This is a genomic window from Devosia faecipullorum (assembly GCF_015158295.1).
GTDB classification, from domain to species: domain Bacteria; phylum Pseudomonadota; class Alphaproteobacteria; order Rhizobiales; family Devosiaceae; genus Devosia; species Devosia faecipullorum.
Genome location: NZ_JACDXV010000001.1, coordinates 457192 through 470819, shown reverse-complemented (window position 1 = coordinate 470819; position 13628 = coordinate 457192). Strand labels below are relative to the sequence as shown.

Sequence of the window (13628 nt, the reverse complement as noted above, 5' to 3'; positions counted from 1 at the left end):
AGGATCGGGAACAAGATGTCCAACGGCATTGGCGTCGGGCTTATCGGCACCGGCTATATGGGGAAGTGTCATGCTCTGGCATGGCACTCGGTCAAGGCGGTGTTCGGCACGGGGCCGCGACCTCGTTTCGTGCACCTGGCCGAGGCCAGCGAGGAACTGGCTGCTCGGCGGGCCGAAGAATTCGGCTTTGAACGGTCAACGCCAGACTGGCGTGAGCTGATTGCTGACCCGGATGTCGAGGTGGTGTCGATCACCACCCCGAATGCCTTCCATGCCGACATGGCCGTCGCGGCGCTGGAGGCCGGCAAGCATGTCTGGTGCGAAAAGCCCATGGCCGTCGGTTTTGCCGACGCCGAGCGCATGGCGGCTGCGGCGCGCGCCAGCGGCAATGTCGCCATACTGGGTTACAATTATATCCAGAACCCGATGATCCGTCAGATTGGTGAACTGATCGCGGCCGGCACGATTGGGGAGGTCAACCATATCCGTCTGGAGATGGATGAGGACTTTATGGCTGACCCCGAAGCGCTGTTCTACTGGAAGAGCGAAGCCAGTTCCGGCTATGGGGCGCTGGATGATTTCGCCGTACATCCCCTGAGCCTCGTTCAGACCCTGTTCGGCGACCCCACGCGTGTGTTCGCGCATCAGGCGAAGCCTTATGCAGAGCGCCCGATTGCGGGCGGGGGGCGGCGGGCCGTTGAAACCTACGATATTGCCAGCGTCCTGTTTGAGATCGGCCCGATCAGCGGTATCCTTGCGGCCAACCGCTCCGCGTGGGGCCGCAAGGGCCGCATAGCGCTGCAAATCTATGGCTCCGCCGGCAGTATCGTCTATGATCAAGAGCGTATGAACGAGTTGCAGGCCTATCGGGCCAGCGGACCAACCGCGGACCAAGGCTTCCTGACCGTGCTGGCAGCTCCGGGTCACAAGCCCTATGATCGGTTCATTCCCGCGCCGGGACATGGTCTTGGTTTCAACGATCTCAAGACCATCGAATGTCACGAATTGCTGCGAGCCATCTCCGGGGAGAAGGCCAGAGTGATCGATTTCGCGGCAGGGCTGGAAATTGAACGCGCCGTGCATGCCATGGCGCGCAGCCATGATGAGAAGCGCTGGATAGACGTCTGACAGGGCAGGGTGCTTCTGTCGAAAATGCCGTCGACCGAACGGATTTTATAAACTCCGTCCAGTCGTCATATTTCGGCCATGCAGGTCTCAACCGACCGAAACGCATGGCTCTCCCTCGGTTTTTCAAGAAAGAATCCTTGACGGGGCGAGTCTTCGGTTCTAAACAGCGCCTACCTTAGCGGTCGGTCGTGATTGTCACACCGGGTCCCTGCCACCAAGCGCGGGAATCCAGGGCAATCAAACACACTGTCGGGTAACTAGACGAAGCAAATCCTTGTACGCATGACTGCCGCCCCTGGTCGGTGGTCCGCTGCAATAGAGGCGCTGCCGAATCCTTGAGCGGATCGGGCAAGCGCCGCTTTGGTTTGCTTGTGTAGACCGTATATTTTTGGACCAATGGAAAGAGCGCAATGCCCACCATTAATCAGCTGATCCGCAAGCCACGCGCCAGCAAGCCAAAGCGGAACAAGGTTCCGGCCATGGAAGCTAACCCGCAGAAGCGCGGCGTATGCTCCCGTGTGTACACGACGACCCCGAAGAAGCCGAACTCGGCTCTGCGTAAGGTTGCCAAGGTTCGCCTGACCAACCAGCGCGAAGTGATTTCGTACATCCCAGGCGAAGGTCACAACCTTCAGGAGCACTCTGTTGTGCTTATCCGTGGCGGCCGCGTGCGCGACCTGCCGGGTGTTCGTTATCACGTGCTCCGCGGCGTCCTCGACACGCAGAGCGTGAAGGACCGCAAGCAACGCCGTTCGAAGTACGGCGCGAAGCGTCCGAAGTAAGGAGATCGAGATATGTCCCGTCGTCACCGCGCAGAGAAACGCGACGTCATTCCGGACGCCAAGTATGGCGACCTGGTCCTTACCAAGTTCATGAATTCGCTCATGAGGGATGGAAAGAAGTCGGCTGCAGAGTCGATCGTCTATGGTGCATTCGACATCGTCGAGACCAAGACTAAGCAAGATCCTATCACCGTCTTCCATGGTGCCCTGGAAAACATCCGTCCGGCCGTCGAAGTTCGTTCGCGCCGCGTCGGTGGTGCTACCTACCAGGTGCCAGTGGAAGTCCGTGCAGACCGTCAGCAGGCCCTGGCTATCCGCTGGCTCATCGATTCCGCCCGCAAGCGCGGCGAGAACACCATGCGTGAGCGTCTTTCCGGCGAACTCATGGATGCGATGAACGGTCGTGGCCAGGCCGTGAAGAAACGCGAAGACACGCACCGTATGGCTGATGCCAACCGTGCCTTCTCGCACTACCGCTGGTAGTAGGAGCTGACTATGGCACGCGAAATCCCTATCAATCTGTACCGTAACTTCGGCATCATGGCTCACATCGATGCTGGCAAGACGACCACGACTGAGCGCATCCTGTACTATACGGGCAAGAACCATAAGATGGGTGAAACCCATGATGGTTCCGCCACCATGGACTGGATGGAGCAGGAGCAGGAACGCGGCATCACCATCACCTCGGCAGCGACCACCACGTCGTGGAAGTCGCGCGATGGCGTGCAGCACCGCTTCAACATCATCGACACCCCCGGCCACGTTGACTTCACCATTGAAGTCGAGCGTTCGCTGCGCGTGCTCGACGGTGCCGTCGCTCTGCTGGACGCCAATGCCGGTGTCGAGCCGCAGACGGAAACCGTCTGGCGTCAGGCCGACAAGTACGAAGTTCCGCGTCTCATCTTCGTCAACAAGATGGACAAGATCGGTGCCGACTTCTTCCGCTGCGTCGAAATGATTGGCACCCGTCTCGGCGCCAAGGGCATTCCTGTGCAGATCCCGGTCGGTGCTGAAACCGAATTCAAGGGCGTGGTCGACCTGATCGAGATGAATGCCCTGATCTGGCACAACGAAGAGCTGGGCTCTGCCTGGGACGTTGTCGAGATTCCCGAGAACCTCAAGGCAACTGCCGAGAAGTTCCGCGAGCAGATGATCGAGGCGGCCGTCGAAATGGACGACGCTGCCATGGAAGCTTACCTCAATGGCGAGGCTCCCAATAACGACACGATCCGTCGTCTGCTGCGCAAGGGCGTCCTCGATACGAAGTTCTTCCTCGTCTATGCAGGCTCCGCGTTCAAGAACAAGGGTGTGCAGCCGCTTCTGGACGGCGTGATCGATTTCCTGCCGGCTCCGACCGACATCCCTGCCATCAAGGGCATCGATGCCAAGACCGAAGAGCCGATCGAGCGTCATGCCGACGACAACGAGCCGCTCTCGATGCTGGCGTTCAAGATCGCCAACGACCCGCACATGGGTTCGCTGACCTTCTGCCGCATCTATTCGGGTCACCTAGAAGCTGGTGTCAGCCTGGAAAACACCGTGAAGGGCAAGCGCGAGCGCGTTGGCCGCATGTTCCAGATGCATTCGAACAGCCGCGAACAGATCACCGAAGCTTTCGCAGGCGATATCGTTGCGATCGTCGGCCTCAAGGACACCACCACCGGTGACACCCTGGCTCCGACCAATTCGCAGGTTATCCTTGAGCGCATGATCTTCCCGGATCCGGTTATCGACATTTCCGTCGAGCCGAAGTCCAAGGCCGACCAGGAGAAGATGGGCCTTGCCCTGAACCGCCTGGCCGCTGAAGATCCGTCCTTCCGCGTCAAGACCGACGAAGAATCTGGCCAGACCATCATTTCGGGCATGGGCGAATTGCATCTCGACATTCTTGTCGATCGCATGAAGCGCGAGTTCAAGGTCGAGGCCAATATCGGTCAGCCGCAGGTCGCCTATCGTGAAACCATCACGAAGAAGACCGAGAAGGACTACACCCACAAGAAGCAGTCCGGCGGTTCGGGCCAGTTCGCCCGCATCAAGATCATCGTCGAGCCAGGCGAAGTTGGTACTGGCCTCGAATTTGTCAACGCCATCGTCGGCGGCGCCGTTCCCAAGGAATATGTGCCCGGCGTGTCGAAGGGTGTCGAATCGGTCATGGGCGCAGGCCCGCTGATCGGCTTCCCGGTCGTTGACGTGAAGGTTACCCTGGTCGATGGCGCCTATCACGACGTCGACTCTTCGGTTCTGGCCTTCGAAATCGCTGGCCGCGCAGGCTTCCGTGAAGCCCTTCGTGAAGCAGGCCCGAAAATTCTCGAGCCGATCATGAAGGTTGAAGTTGTGACGCCGGACGATTACATGGGCGACGTCATCGGCGATCTCAACTCGCGTCGTGGGCAGATCCAGGGCACTGAAAGCCGTGGTGTTGTTCAGGTCGTGAATGCGTTCGTGCCGCTTGCAAACATGTTCGGTTATGTGAACTCGCTGCGCTCCATGAGCCAGGGTCGTGCTCAGTACACGATGACGTTCGATCACTACGAGCAGGTTCCGCAGGCTGTAGCCGACGAAGTCCAGGCCAAGTACGCCTAAAAACAGCGCAAGCTATTAACTCAACTGAAAGTCGGCGATTGCGCTGACGTTTTTGGAGAAAAAAGATGGGTAAGGAAAAGTTTTCCCGCTCCAAGCCGCACTGCAACATTGGCACCATCGGTCACGTTGACCATGGCAAGACCTCGTTGACGGCAGCGATCACCAAGGTTCTGGCTGAAGCCGGCGGTGCTCAGGCTCGCGACTATGCGTCGATCGACAGCGCGCCCGAAGAAAAGGCACGTGGCATCACCATCAATACCTCGCACGTCGAGTACGAGACGCCCAACCGTCACTACGCTCACGTCGACTGCCCGGGCCACGCCGACTATGTGAAGAACATGATCACCGGTGCTGCCCAGATGGACGGCGCGATCCTGGTCGTGTCCGCCGCTGACGGCCCGATGCCCCAGACCCGTGAGCACATCCTGCTCGCTCGTCAGGTTGGCGTGCCGGCCCTGGTCGTGTTCCTGAACAAGTGCGACATGGTCGACGATCCGGAACTGCTCGAACTCGTCGAGATGGAAGTGCGCGAGCTGCTTTCGTCCTACGAATTCCCCGGCGACGACATCCCGGTGATCCGTGGTTCGGCTCTTGCTGCTCTCGAAGACAGCAACCGTGAACTCGGCCACGATGCCGTGCTGAAGCTGATGGAAGCCGTTGACGCCTACATCCCGCAGCCGGAGCGTCCGATCGACCTGCCGTTCCTGATGCCGATCGAAGACGTGTTCTCGATCTCGGGTCGCGGTACCGTGGTGACCGGTCGCGTTGAGCGCGGTATCGTCAAGGTTGGTGAAGAAGTCGAAATCGTCGGCATCAAGGCCACCCAGAAGACGACCGTTACCGGCGTTGAGATGTTCCGCAAGCTGCTCGATTCGGGTGAAGCCGGCGACAATATCGGTGCGCTGATCCGCGGTATCGACCGTACGCAGGTTGAGCGTGGCCAGGTTCTCTGCAAGCCCGGCACCGTGACCCCGCACACCGATTTCACCGCTGAGGTCTACATCCTCACCAAGGAAGAAGGCGGCCGTCACACTCCGTTCTTCGGCAATTACCGTCCCCAGTTCTACTTCCGTACGACTGACGTGACGGGCATTGTGACCCTGCCGGAAGGCACCGAGATGGTGATGCCGGGCGACAACCTGAACATCAACGTTCAGCTGATCGTGCCGATCGCCATGGAAGAGAAGCTCCGCTTCGCTATCCGTGAAGGTGGCCGTACGGTCGGTTCGGGCGTCGTCGCCTCGATCCTGAAGTAATTGTCCTAGAGACTTTCGCGGCGCGCGTGTCAGCGCGCCGCGATCCATTTTGTCAGGATTTGAGAAGATGAACGGTCAAAATATTCGCATCCGCCTCAAGGCGTTTGACCATCGCGTGCTCGATACGTCGACCCGCGAGATCGTCAATACCGCCAAGCGTACGGGTGCGCAGGTGCGCGGGCCGATCCCGCTGCCGACCCGCATCGACAAGTTCACCGTCAACCGCTCTCCGCACATCGACAAGAAGGCGCGCGAGCAGTTTGAGATCCGGACCCACAAGCGTCTGCTTGACATTGTGGACCCGACTCCCCAGACGGTCGATGCACTGATGAAGCTCGATCTCGCCGCCGGCGTCGACGTCGAAATCAAGCTCTAAGCGCGAAATCCGAAAAGTGCCTCGCGGTTTTCGGATAAATCTCGCGGCCTAAGGATTAAAGTTTCCGCGCCTGCCGCAAAAAGGGTCCTCTGAAGACATGACCCGGCAGAGCGCCAAATGAGAAGGTAAAACCGATGCGTTCTGGATTGATCGCACAGAAGCTGGGGATGACCCGCATCTTCGCCGAGGACGGCTCGCACGTTCCCGTGACGGTGCTCAGCCTGCAGAATTGTCAGGTCGTTGGTCAGCGTACCGTCGAGAAGGACGGCTATGTTGCCCTGCAGCTTGGCGCTGGCCAGGCTAAGGCCAAAAACGTTTCCAAGGCCGAGCGTGGGCAGTATGCCGTCGCCAAGGTCGAGCCCAAACGTCACGTGGCCGAGTTCCGCGTGGATGCCGACAGCCTCATCGAGGTTGGCGCTACGTTCAAGGCCGACCATTTCGCCGAAGGGCAGCTGGTCGACGTGACCGGAACTTCCATCGGTAAGGGTTTCGCCGGCGGTATGAAGCGTTGGAACTTCGGTGGTCTGCGCGCTTCGCACGGTGTGTCCGTGTCGCACCGCTCGATCGGTTCGACCGGTCAGCGCCAGGATCCGGGTCGTACCTTCAAGAACAAGAAGATGCCGGGCCATATGGGTGATCGTCGCATCACCACGCAGAACGTCAAGGTCGTCAAGACCGACGTGGAGCGTGGGCTGATCATGATCCAGGGTTCGGTTCCCGGCGCCAAGGGTGCCTGGATCATGATCAAGGACGCTGTTAAGAAGCCGGCTCCCGCGAACGCTGCCTTCCCAGGCTCGTTCGAGGCCGCAGCTGCGGGAGAAGCGAAGTAAATGGAACTCAAGGTAACCACACTCGACGGCAAGGCCGCCGGTACGGTCGATCTCAAGGACGAAGTCTTCGGTCTCGAAGTTCGCCAGGACATCCTGCACCGCATGGTTCGCTATCAGCAGCTCAAGGCCATGGCCGGCACGCATGACGTGAAGAACCGTTCTGAGGGCTCCGCGACCGGCAAGAAGTTCGTGAAGCAGAAGGGTTCGGGCGGCGCTCGTCACGGCGACCGCAAGGCTCCGCAGTTCCGTGGTGGCGGCCGTGCTTTCGGCCCGACCCCGCGCAGCCATGCTATCGACCTTCCCAAGAAGGTTCGCGCCCTGGCGCTCAAGCATGCTCTGTCGTCCAAGGCTAAGGCTGGCTCGCTGATCGTTATCGACAGCGTCGCCCAGAAAGAGGCCAAGACGGCTGCTCTGCGCACCACGTTCGGCAAGCTGGAATGGGCAAACGCCCTGATCATCGATGGTGCGAATGTCGACCAGAACTTTGCTCTGGCCGCCCGCAACATCCCGAATATCGACGTGCTGCCGGTGCAGGGGATCAACGTTGTGTCGATCCTGAAGCGTGACAAGCTCGTCCTCACCAAGGCAGCGCTTGAGGCGCTCGAAGCGAGGTTCGCATGAACAAGCTTGCCGCTTACGACATCATCCGTAACCCCGTTGTGACGGAAAAGTCGACCATGGCTTCCGAAGCCAACCAGGTCGTCTTCGACGTCGCCATCGACGCCAACAAGACCGACATTAAGACTGCCGTCGAGCAGCTCTTCTCGGTCAAGGTCAAGGCAGTGAATACCCTGGTTCGCAAGGGCAAGGTGAAGCGCTTCCGCGGTCGCGTCGGTGTCCGCAATGACGTCAAGAAGGCCGTTGTAACTCTGGTTGACGGCCAGTCGATCGATATTTCGACCGGCCTCTAAGGGACAAGAGACAGACAAATGGCTCTAAAGACTTATAATCCCACCTCCGAAGGCCGTCGTACCCTGATTACGACCGACCGCTCGGATCTGTGGAAGGGCAAGCCGGTCAAGACCCTGACCGAAGGCCTCAGCAAATCCGGTGGCCGTAACAATCACGGCCGCATCACTGCCTACCATCGCGGTGGTGGTCACAAGCGCACTTATCGTATGATCGATTTCAAGCGCGTGAAGTTCGACGTTGTCGGGACCGTTGAACGTCTCGAATACGATCCGAACCGCACGGCCTGGATCGCTCTGATCAAGTACGAAGACGGTGAGTTGGCCTATATCGTGGCTCCCCAGCGTCTGTCCGCCGGCGACAAGATCATTTCTTCGATGAACGGCGCCGACGTGAAGCCGGGCAATGCGATGCCGCTGGAGCGCATGCCGGTCGGTACGATCGTGCACAATATCGAGCTGAAGCCCCGCAAGGGCGGCCAGGTGGCGCGTTCCGCCGGTGCCTATGCTCAGTATGTCGGTCGTGACTCCGGCTGGGCGATCCTTCGCCTGAACTCGGGTGAACAGCGCCGTGTGCATGGCACTTGCCTTGCTACCGTTGGTGCGGTGTCCAACCAGGACCACGCGAACACCTCGCTCGGCAAGGCCGGTCGCAATCGCTGGCTCGGCCGCAAGCCTGCCAACCGCGGTGTGACCATGAACCCGGTCGATCACCCGCATGGTGGTGGTGAAGGCCGTACTTCGGGTGGCCGTCATCCGGTGACCCCGTGGGGCAAGCCAACCAAGGGTAAGCGTACGCGCAGCAATAAGGCTACGGACCAGTTTATCGTTCGCAGCCGTCACGTGAAGAAGGGCAGGTAAGACATGACCCGTTCGATTTGGAAGGGGCCGTTCGTCGACGGCTATCTGCTCAAGAAGGCCGAGAAGGCCCAGACCTCTGGCCGCAACGATGTGGTCAAGATCTGGTCGCGTCGCTCGACCATCCTGCCGCAGTTTGTCGGCATCACGTTCGGCGTGCACAACGGCCAGAAGCATGTTCCGGTCAGCGTCACTGAAGACATGATCGGTCACAAGTTCGGTGAGTTCGCTCCCACCCGTACCTATTACGGGCATGCGGCCGACAAGAAGGCCAAGAGGAAGTAGAGATGAGCAAGCCTAAGACTGAGCGCGCTCTCAAGGATAACGAGGCTAAGGCTGTGCTGCGCATGCTGCGCATCAGCCCTCAGAAGCTGAACCTCGTCGCGCAGTTGATCCGTGGCAAGAAGGTCGAGCGGGCTTTGGCCGATCTCGAATTCAGCCATAAGCGCATCTCCGGCCAGGTGACGAAGGTGCTCGAGAGCGCCATCGCCAATGCCGAGAACAACCATGGCCTGGACACCGACGCCCTCGTCGTTGCCGAAGCCTTCGTTGGCAATTCGCTGGTCATGAAGCGTTTCATGGCTCGCGGCCGTGGCAAGTCGGCGCGTGTCGAGAAGCCATTCTCGCACCTGACGATCATCGTGCGGCAAGTTGAGGAGGCCGCATAATGGGCCAGAAGATCAATCCCATCGGCTTCCGCCTGGGCATCAACCGCACCTGGGATAGCCGCTGGTTCGCCAACAAGGGCGAATATGGTACGCTGCTGCAGGAAGATCTGAAGATCCGTACGGCTCTGATGAAGGATTTGAAGGCCGCTGCGGTCTCCAAGATCGTCATCGAGCGTCCGCACCGTAAGTGCCGCGTGTCGATCCACACTGCCCGTCCGGGCATCGTGATCGGCAAGAAGGGCGCTGACATCGACAAGATCCGCGCCAAGGTGAAGAAGTTCACTGACAGCGAAGTGCACATCAATATCGTTGAAGTGCGCAAACCTGAGACCGACGCGACGCTGGTTGCCCAGGGCATTGCCCAGCAGCTCGAACGCCGTGTGGCATTCCGTCGCGCCATGAAGCGTGCCGTGCAGACGGCAATCCGCATGGGCGCCGGCGGCATTCGCGTGAATGTTGGTGGCCGTCTCGGTGGTGCCGACATCGCTCGTACCGAATGGTACCGCGAAGGTCGCGTGCCGCTGCACACCCTGCGTGCCGATATCGATTATGGTACTGCCGAAGCCGAAACCACTTACGGCATCATCGGTATCAAGGTCTGGATCTTCAAGGGCGAAGTCCTTGAGCATGATCCGTCGGCTCATGAGCGCCGCGCCACCGAAGGTAGCGAAGGTGGTCAGCGTAGCGAACGCGAACCGCGCCGTGAGCGTGGCGACCGCGACCGCGAACGCGCATAAGAAGGTCAGTTCACTATGCTGCAACCGAAGAGAACAAAGTTCCGCAAGGCCCATAAGGGCCGCATCCACGGCGAAGCAAAGGGCGGCACCTCGCTGGCCTTTGGTCAGTACGCTCTCAAGGCCACCGAGCCGGAACGCGTTACTGCCCGGCAGATCGAAGCTGCTCGTCGCGCCATCACCCGCGAGATGAAGCGCCAGGGCCGCGTCTGGATCCGGATTTTCCCGGATCTGCCGGTTTCCAAGAAGCCTACCGAAGTCCGTATGGGCAAGGGTAAGGGCTCCGTGGAGTTCTGGGCCGCGCGCGTAAAACCCGGTCGTATCGTTTTTGAGATTGACGGGGTACCCGAAGACGTTGCAAAGGAGGCGCTTCGCCTCGGAGCAATGAAGTTGCCGATCACCACGCGTATCGTCACGCGTATTGCCGACTAAGGAACACGAGCATGAAAGCCAGTGATGTGCGGGCCAAGACCGCAGACGAACTGAAAGATCAGCTCGTCGACCTGAAGAAAGAACAGTTCAACCTGCGTTTCCAGCGCGCTACCCAGCAGTTGGAAAAGCCGGCCCGGGTCAAGGAAGTCCGCCGCGACATCGCGCGGATCAAGACGATCCTGACCCAGAAGAACGCAGCTAAGTAAGGAATAGGTCCATGCCAAAGCGCGTTTTGCAGGGGACTGTCGTCTCCGACGCCAACGACAAGACCATCGTGGTTCGTGTCGAGCGCCGTTTTACTCACCCGCTTCTGAAGAAGACCGTGCGTCGTTCCAAGAAGTACCACGCCCACGACGAAAACAACGTGGCAAAGGTCGGTCAGACCGTGTGGATCGAGGAAACCGCGCCGATCAGCAAGAACAAGCGCTGGTCGCTTGTTCCGTCCGCGTAAGAGAAACAATTCAGGTCGGCGCGCCGGGTGACGGTGCTGCCGATAAATTAGAAGGCATCCAGTCATGATCCAGATGCAGTCCAATCTCGACGTCGCCGATAATTCCGGCGCCAAGCGAGTCATGTGCATCAAGGTGCTGGGCGGTTCGCATCGCAAGTACGCCTCGGTCGGCGACATCATTGTCGTTTCGGTCAAGGACGCTATTCCGCGTGGCCGCGTTAAGAAGGGGCAGGTGATGAAGGCCGTGGTGGTTCGCACCGCAACCGACATCCGTCGCCCCGATGGCACCGTCATCCGTTTCGACAAGAACGCCGCCGTTCTTCTGAACAATCAGAAGGAACCGATCGGCACCCGTATCTTCGGACCTGTTCCGCGCGAACTTCGCGCCAAGAACCAGATGAAGATCATTTCGCTCGCTCCCGAGGTGCTGTAATGGCCGCCAAGATTAAGAAGGGCGACAAAGTGGTTGTCCTGGCCGGCAAGGACAAGGGCAAGACCGGTCAGGTCTTGTCCGTCATTCCGGCCGAAACCCGCGCGATCGTCCAGGGTATCAACCTGGTGCGTCGTCATACCAAGCAGACTGCCTCGCAGGATGCCGGCATTTTCACCAAGGAAGCGCCGATCCATCTGTCGAACCTGGCCGTCGCCGATGCCAAGGGTAAGCCCACGCGCGTCGGTTTCCAGATCAAGGACGGCGTGAAGACCCGCGTCGCCAAGACCACCGGAGATCAGATCGATGGCTGAGACCGCTTACGTTCCGCGTCTCCGGACCGAATATGACAACACGATCAAGGCAGCTTTGCGTGAGCAGTTTGCCTACAAGAACGTCATGGAGCTTCCGCGGCTCGACAAGATCGTCCTGAACATGGGCGTTGGCGAAGCCGTCAACGATTCCAAGAAGGTTAAGTCTGCCGCCGACCAGCTGGCGCTGATCGCCGGTCAGAAGCCGGTTATCACATATGCCCGCAAGTCGATCGCCGGCTTCAAGGTTCGCGAGCACATGCCGCTCGGCGTCAAGGTCACGCTGCGCAAGGCGCGCATGTATGACTTCCTGGACCGCCTGGTGAACATCGCCCTGCCGCGCGTCCGCGACTTCCGTGGCCTCAATCCCAACGCCTTCGATGGTCGTGGCAATTATGCCTTCGGCATCAAGGAACACATCATTTTCCCCGAAATCAACTACGATCAGATTGATCAGGTTTGGGGCATGGACGTCGTGATCGCCACGACGGCGACGAATGATGACGAGGCCCGCGCGCTTCTCAAGGCATTCAACTTCCCGTTCCGCCAGTAAGCGGATAGGGAAGGGATAAAGGATCAGGACATGGCAAAGACCAGCTCCATCGAAAAGAACAAGAAGCGCGCTGCTTTGACCAAGCAGTATGCCGAGAAGCGTGCTGCCCTCAAGGCGACCATCAAGAACCAGGACACTCCGATCGAGGAGCGTTTCAAGGCCAGCCTCAAGCTGGCGGAACTGCCGCGCAACTCGGCCAAGGTCCGCATTCGCAACCGTTGCGAAGTGTCGGGTCGCCCGCGTGGTTATTATCGCAAGCTCAAGATGAGCCGTATTGCCCTGCGTCAGCTGGGCAACCTGGGCCAGATCCCGGGTCTGGTGAAGTCGAGCTGGTAAGGAGAAACTAGAGATGAGCTTTTCCGATCCCATCGGCGATATGCTGACCCGCATCCGCAACGCTCAGGAGCGTCGCAAGAATTCCGTCACGACTCCTGCCTCGACCCTTCGCGGTCGTGTGCTTGACGTTCTCCAGTCCGAGGGTTTCATCCGCGGCTATTCGGAGACGAAGTTCGAGAACGGTGCATCCGAATATGAAATCGAACTCAAGTATTCGGACAATGAAGGCGTGATCCGCACGATCGAGCGCGTGTCCCGTCCCGGCCGCCGCGTTTATGCGTCGGTGAAGAATATTCCACAGGTTGCCAATGGCCTAGGTGTTTCGATCCTCTCTACCCCCAAGGGTGTGATGGCCGACCACGAAGCTAAGGCCGCCAATGTGGGTGGCGAGGTACTCTGCCGCGTCTTCTAAGGAAGACGTGGCAAGACGATTACTCAAGGAAGCATTATGTCACGTACTGGCAAGAAACCGGTGGCCCCGGTTAACGGCGTTACGATCACGATCAATGGTCGTGTCGTTTCGGCGAAGGGCCCGAAGGGCGAACTGAGCCTCACGCTCATGGATATCGTCAATATCGAGCAGGGTTCGGACGGCATTGTCGTCAGCCCGGCAAACGATAGCCGTGAGGCCCGCGCTGCATGGGGAACCACCCGCGCGCTGATCCAGAATCTCGTTACCGGGGTGAGCGCCGGCTTCGAAAAGAAGCTCGCCATCCAGGGCGTCGGTTACCGCGCTGCGATGCAGGGTCAGGATGTCAAGCTCTCGCTTGGTTTCAGCCATGAAGTGATCTATGCGGCTCCCACGGGCATCACGCTTGCCGTGCCGGCTCCGACGGAGATCGTCGTGAGCGGCATTGACAAGCAGCAGGTCGGCCAGGTTGCGGCTGAGATCCGCGGCTGGCGTCCCCCCGAGCCCTACAAGGGCAAGGGCGTGCGTTACGCCGACGAGCAGGTCTTCCGCAAAGAAGGCAAGAAGAAGTAAGGAGCGC

Annotated in this window: 22 protein-coding genes; all 22 read left to right on the top strand. The window is 59.5% G+C overall.

Going from position 1 to position 13628, the window contains the following annotated elements; translation table 11 throughout:
• The first annotated feature begins 15 nt into the window (after positions 1-15).
• The 22 genes from H0482_RS02375 to rplF all read left to right on the top strand — a co-directional run bounded on the left by H0482_RS02375 (position 16) and on the right by rplF (position 13621).
• Positions 16-1128, top strand: coding sequence for a Gfo/Idh/MocA family protein (locus tag H0482_RS02375; protein WP_193728410.1), 1113 nt, complete (start codon positions 16-18; stop codon positions 1126-1128).
• Between the two features lie 410 nt (positions 1129-1538).
• Positions 1539-1910: a 30S ribosomal protein S12 gene (gene rpsL / locus H0482_RS02370; protein ID WP_035080811.1), complete on the top strand. Its 372-nt coding sequence runs from the start codon at positions 1539-1541 to the stop codon at positions 1908-1910.
• 12 nt (positions 1911-1922) lie between these two features.
• Positions 1923-2393, top strand: coding sequence for a 30S ribosomal protein S7 (rpsG, locus tag H0482_RS02365; RefSeq protein ID WP_193728409.1), 471 nt, complete (start codon positions 1923-1925; stop codon positions 2391-2393).
• Between the two features lie 12 nt (positions 2394-2405).
• Positions 2406-4496 carry an elongation factor G gene (gene fusA, locus H0482_RS02360; protein ID WP_193728408.1) on the top strand — a complete coding sequence of 697 codons (2091 nt, stop codon included), beginning with the start codon at positions 2406-2408 and terminating at the stop codon, positions 4494-4496.
• Between the two features lie 65 nt (positions 4497-4561).
• Positions 4562-5752 (top strand): elongation factor Tu, encoded by a 1191-nt coding sequence (gene tuf / locus H0482_RS02355; protein ID WP_193728407.1) that lies wholly within the window; start codon positions 4562-4564, stop codon positions 5750-5752.
• Between the two features lie 67 nt (positions 5753-5819).
• The gene (gene rpsJ / locus H0482_RS02350) at positions 5820-6128 is read left to right on the top strand and encodes a 30S ribosomal protein S10 (protein WP_035080820.1); all 309 of its coding nucleotides are present in this window, start codon (positions 5820-5822) and stop codon (positions 6126-6128) included.
• Between the two features lie 134 nt (positions 6129-6262).
• A complete protein-coding gene (rplC, locus tag H0482_RS02345; protein WP_193728406.1) occupies positions 6263-6958 on the top strand; it encodes a 50S ribosomal protein L3 in 696 nt (231 codons plus the stop codon).
• Positions 6959-7579: a 50S ribosomal protein L4 gene (rplD, locus tag H0482_RS02340; RefSeq protein WP_193728405.1), complete on the top strand. Its 621-nt coding sequence runs from the start codon at positions 6959-6961 to the stop codon at positions 7577-7579.
• Positions 7576-7869 (top strand): 50S ribosomal protein L23, encoded by a 294-nt coding sequence (locus tag H0482_RS02335; protein ID WP_193728404.1) that lies wholly within the window; start codon positions 7576-7578, stop codon positions 7867-7869. The genes rplD and H0482_RS02335 overlap by 4 nt, the downstream gene beginning before the upstream one ends.
• Before the next feature lie 18 nt (positions 7870-7887).
• Positions 7888-8727, top strand: coding sequence for a 50S ribosomal protein L2 (gene rplB, locus H0482_RS02330; protein ID WP_193728403.1), 840 nt, complete (start codon positions 7888-7890; stop codon positions 8725-8727).
• Positions 8728-8730: 3 nt separating this feature from the next.
• The gene (rpsS, locus tag H0482_RS02325; protein WP_193728402.1) at positions 8731-9009 is read left to right on the top strand and encodes a 30S ribosomal protein S19; all 279 of its coding nucleotides are present in this window, start codon (positions 8731-8733) and stop codon (positions 9007-9009) included.
• A 2-nt stretch (positions 9010-9011) separates the two neighbouring features.
• Complete coding sequence (gene rplV / locus H0482_RS02320) at positions 9012-9392, top strand: 50S ribosomal protein L22 (protein WP_193728401.1); 381 nt, start codon at positions 9012-9014, stop codon at positions 9390-9392.
• Positions 9392-10129, top strand: a complete 738-nt coding sequence (rpsC, locus tag H0482_RS02315) for a 30S ribosomal protein S3 (protein ID WP_193728400.1) — start codon at positions 9392-9394, stop codon at positions 10127-10129. Before rplV ends, rpsC begins: the two co-directional genes overlap by 1 nt.
• A 15-nt stretch (positions 10130-10144) precedes the next feature.
• Positions 10145-10558 (top strand): 50S ribosomal protein L16, encoded by a 414-nt coding sequence (gene rplP, locus H0482_RS02310; protein ID WP_193728399.1) that lies wholly within the window; start codon positions 10145-10147, stop codon positions 10556-10558.
• Between the two features lie 11 nt (positions 10559-10569).
• Entirely contained in the window at positions 10570-10764 is a 195-nt protein-coding gene (rpmC, locus tag H0482_RS02305) for a 50S ribosomal protein L29 (RefSeq protein ID WP_046104452.1), read from the top strand.
• A gap of 11 nt (positions 10765-10775) precedes the next feature.
• A complete protein-coding gene (gene rpsQ / locus H0482_RS02300; protein ID WP_193728398.1) occupies positions 10776-11009 on the top strand; it encodes a 30S ribosomal protein S17 in 234 nt (77 codons plus the stop codon).
• Between the two features lie 64 nt (positions 11010-11073).
• Positions 11074-11442, top strand: a complete 369-nt coding sequence (rplN, locus tag H0482_RS02295; RefSeq protein ID WP_169194892.1) for a 50S ribosomal protein L14 — start codon at positions 11074-11076, stop codon at positions 11440-11442.
• Positions 11442-11753, top strand: coding sequence for a 50S ribosomal protein L24 (rplX, locus tag H0482_RS02290; protein ID WP_193728397.1), 312 nt, complete (start codon positions 11442-11444; stop codon positions 11751-11753). Before rplN ends, rplX begins: the two co-directional genes overlap by 1 nt.
• On the top strand, positions 11746-12303 hold the full coding sequence (gene rplE, locus H0482_RS02285) for a 50S ribosomal protein L5 (protein ID WP_193728396.1): 558 nt from the start codon (positions 11746-11748) through the stop codon (positions 12301-12303). Before rplX ends, rplE begins: the two co-directional genes overlap by 8 nt.
• A 30-nt stretch (positions 12304-12333) precedes the next feature.
• Positions 12334-12639 (top strand): 30S ribosomal protein S14, encoded by a 306-nt coding sequence (gene rpsN, locus H0482_RS02280; RefSeq protein ID WP_193728395.1) that lies wholly within the window; start codon positions 12334-12336, stop codon positions 12637-12639.
• Between the two features lie 13 nt (positions 12640-12652).
• Positions 12653-13051, top strand: a complete 399-nt coding sequence (gene rpsH, locus H0482_RS02275) for a 30S ribosomal protein S8 (protein ID WP_193728394.1) — start codon at positions 12653-12655, stop codon at positions 13049-13051.
• 36 nt (positions 13052-13087) lie between these two features.
• Positions 13088-13621 carry a 50S ribosomal protein L6 gene (rplF, locus tag H0482_RS02270; RefSeq protein ID WP_193728393.1) on the top strand — a complete coding sequence of 178 codons (534 nt, stop codon included), beginning with the start codon at positions 13088-13090 and terminating at the stop codon, positions 13619-13621.
• Positions 13622-13628: the final 7 nt, after the last annotated feature.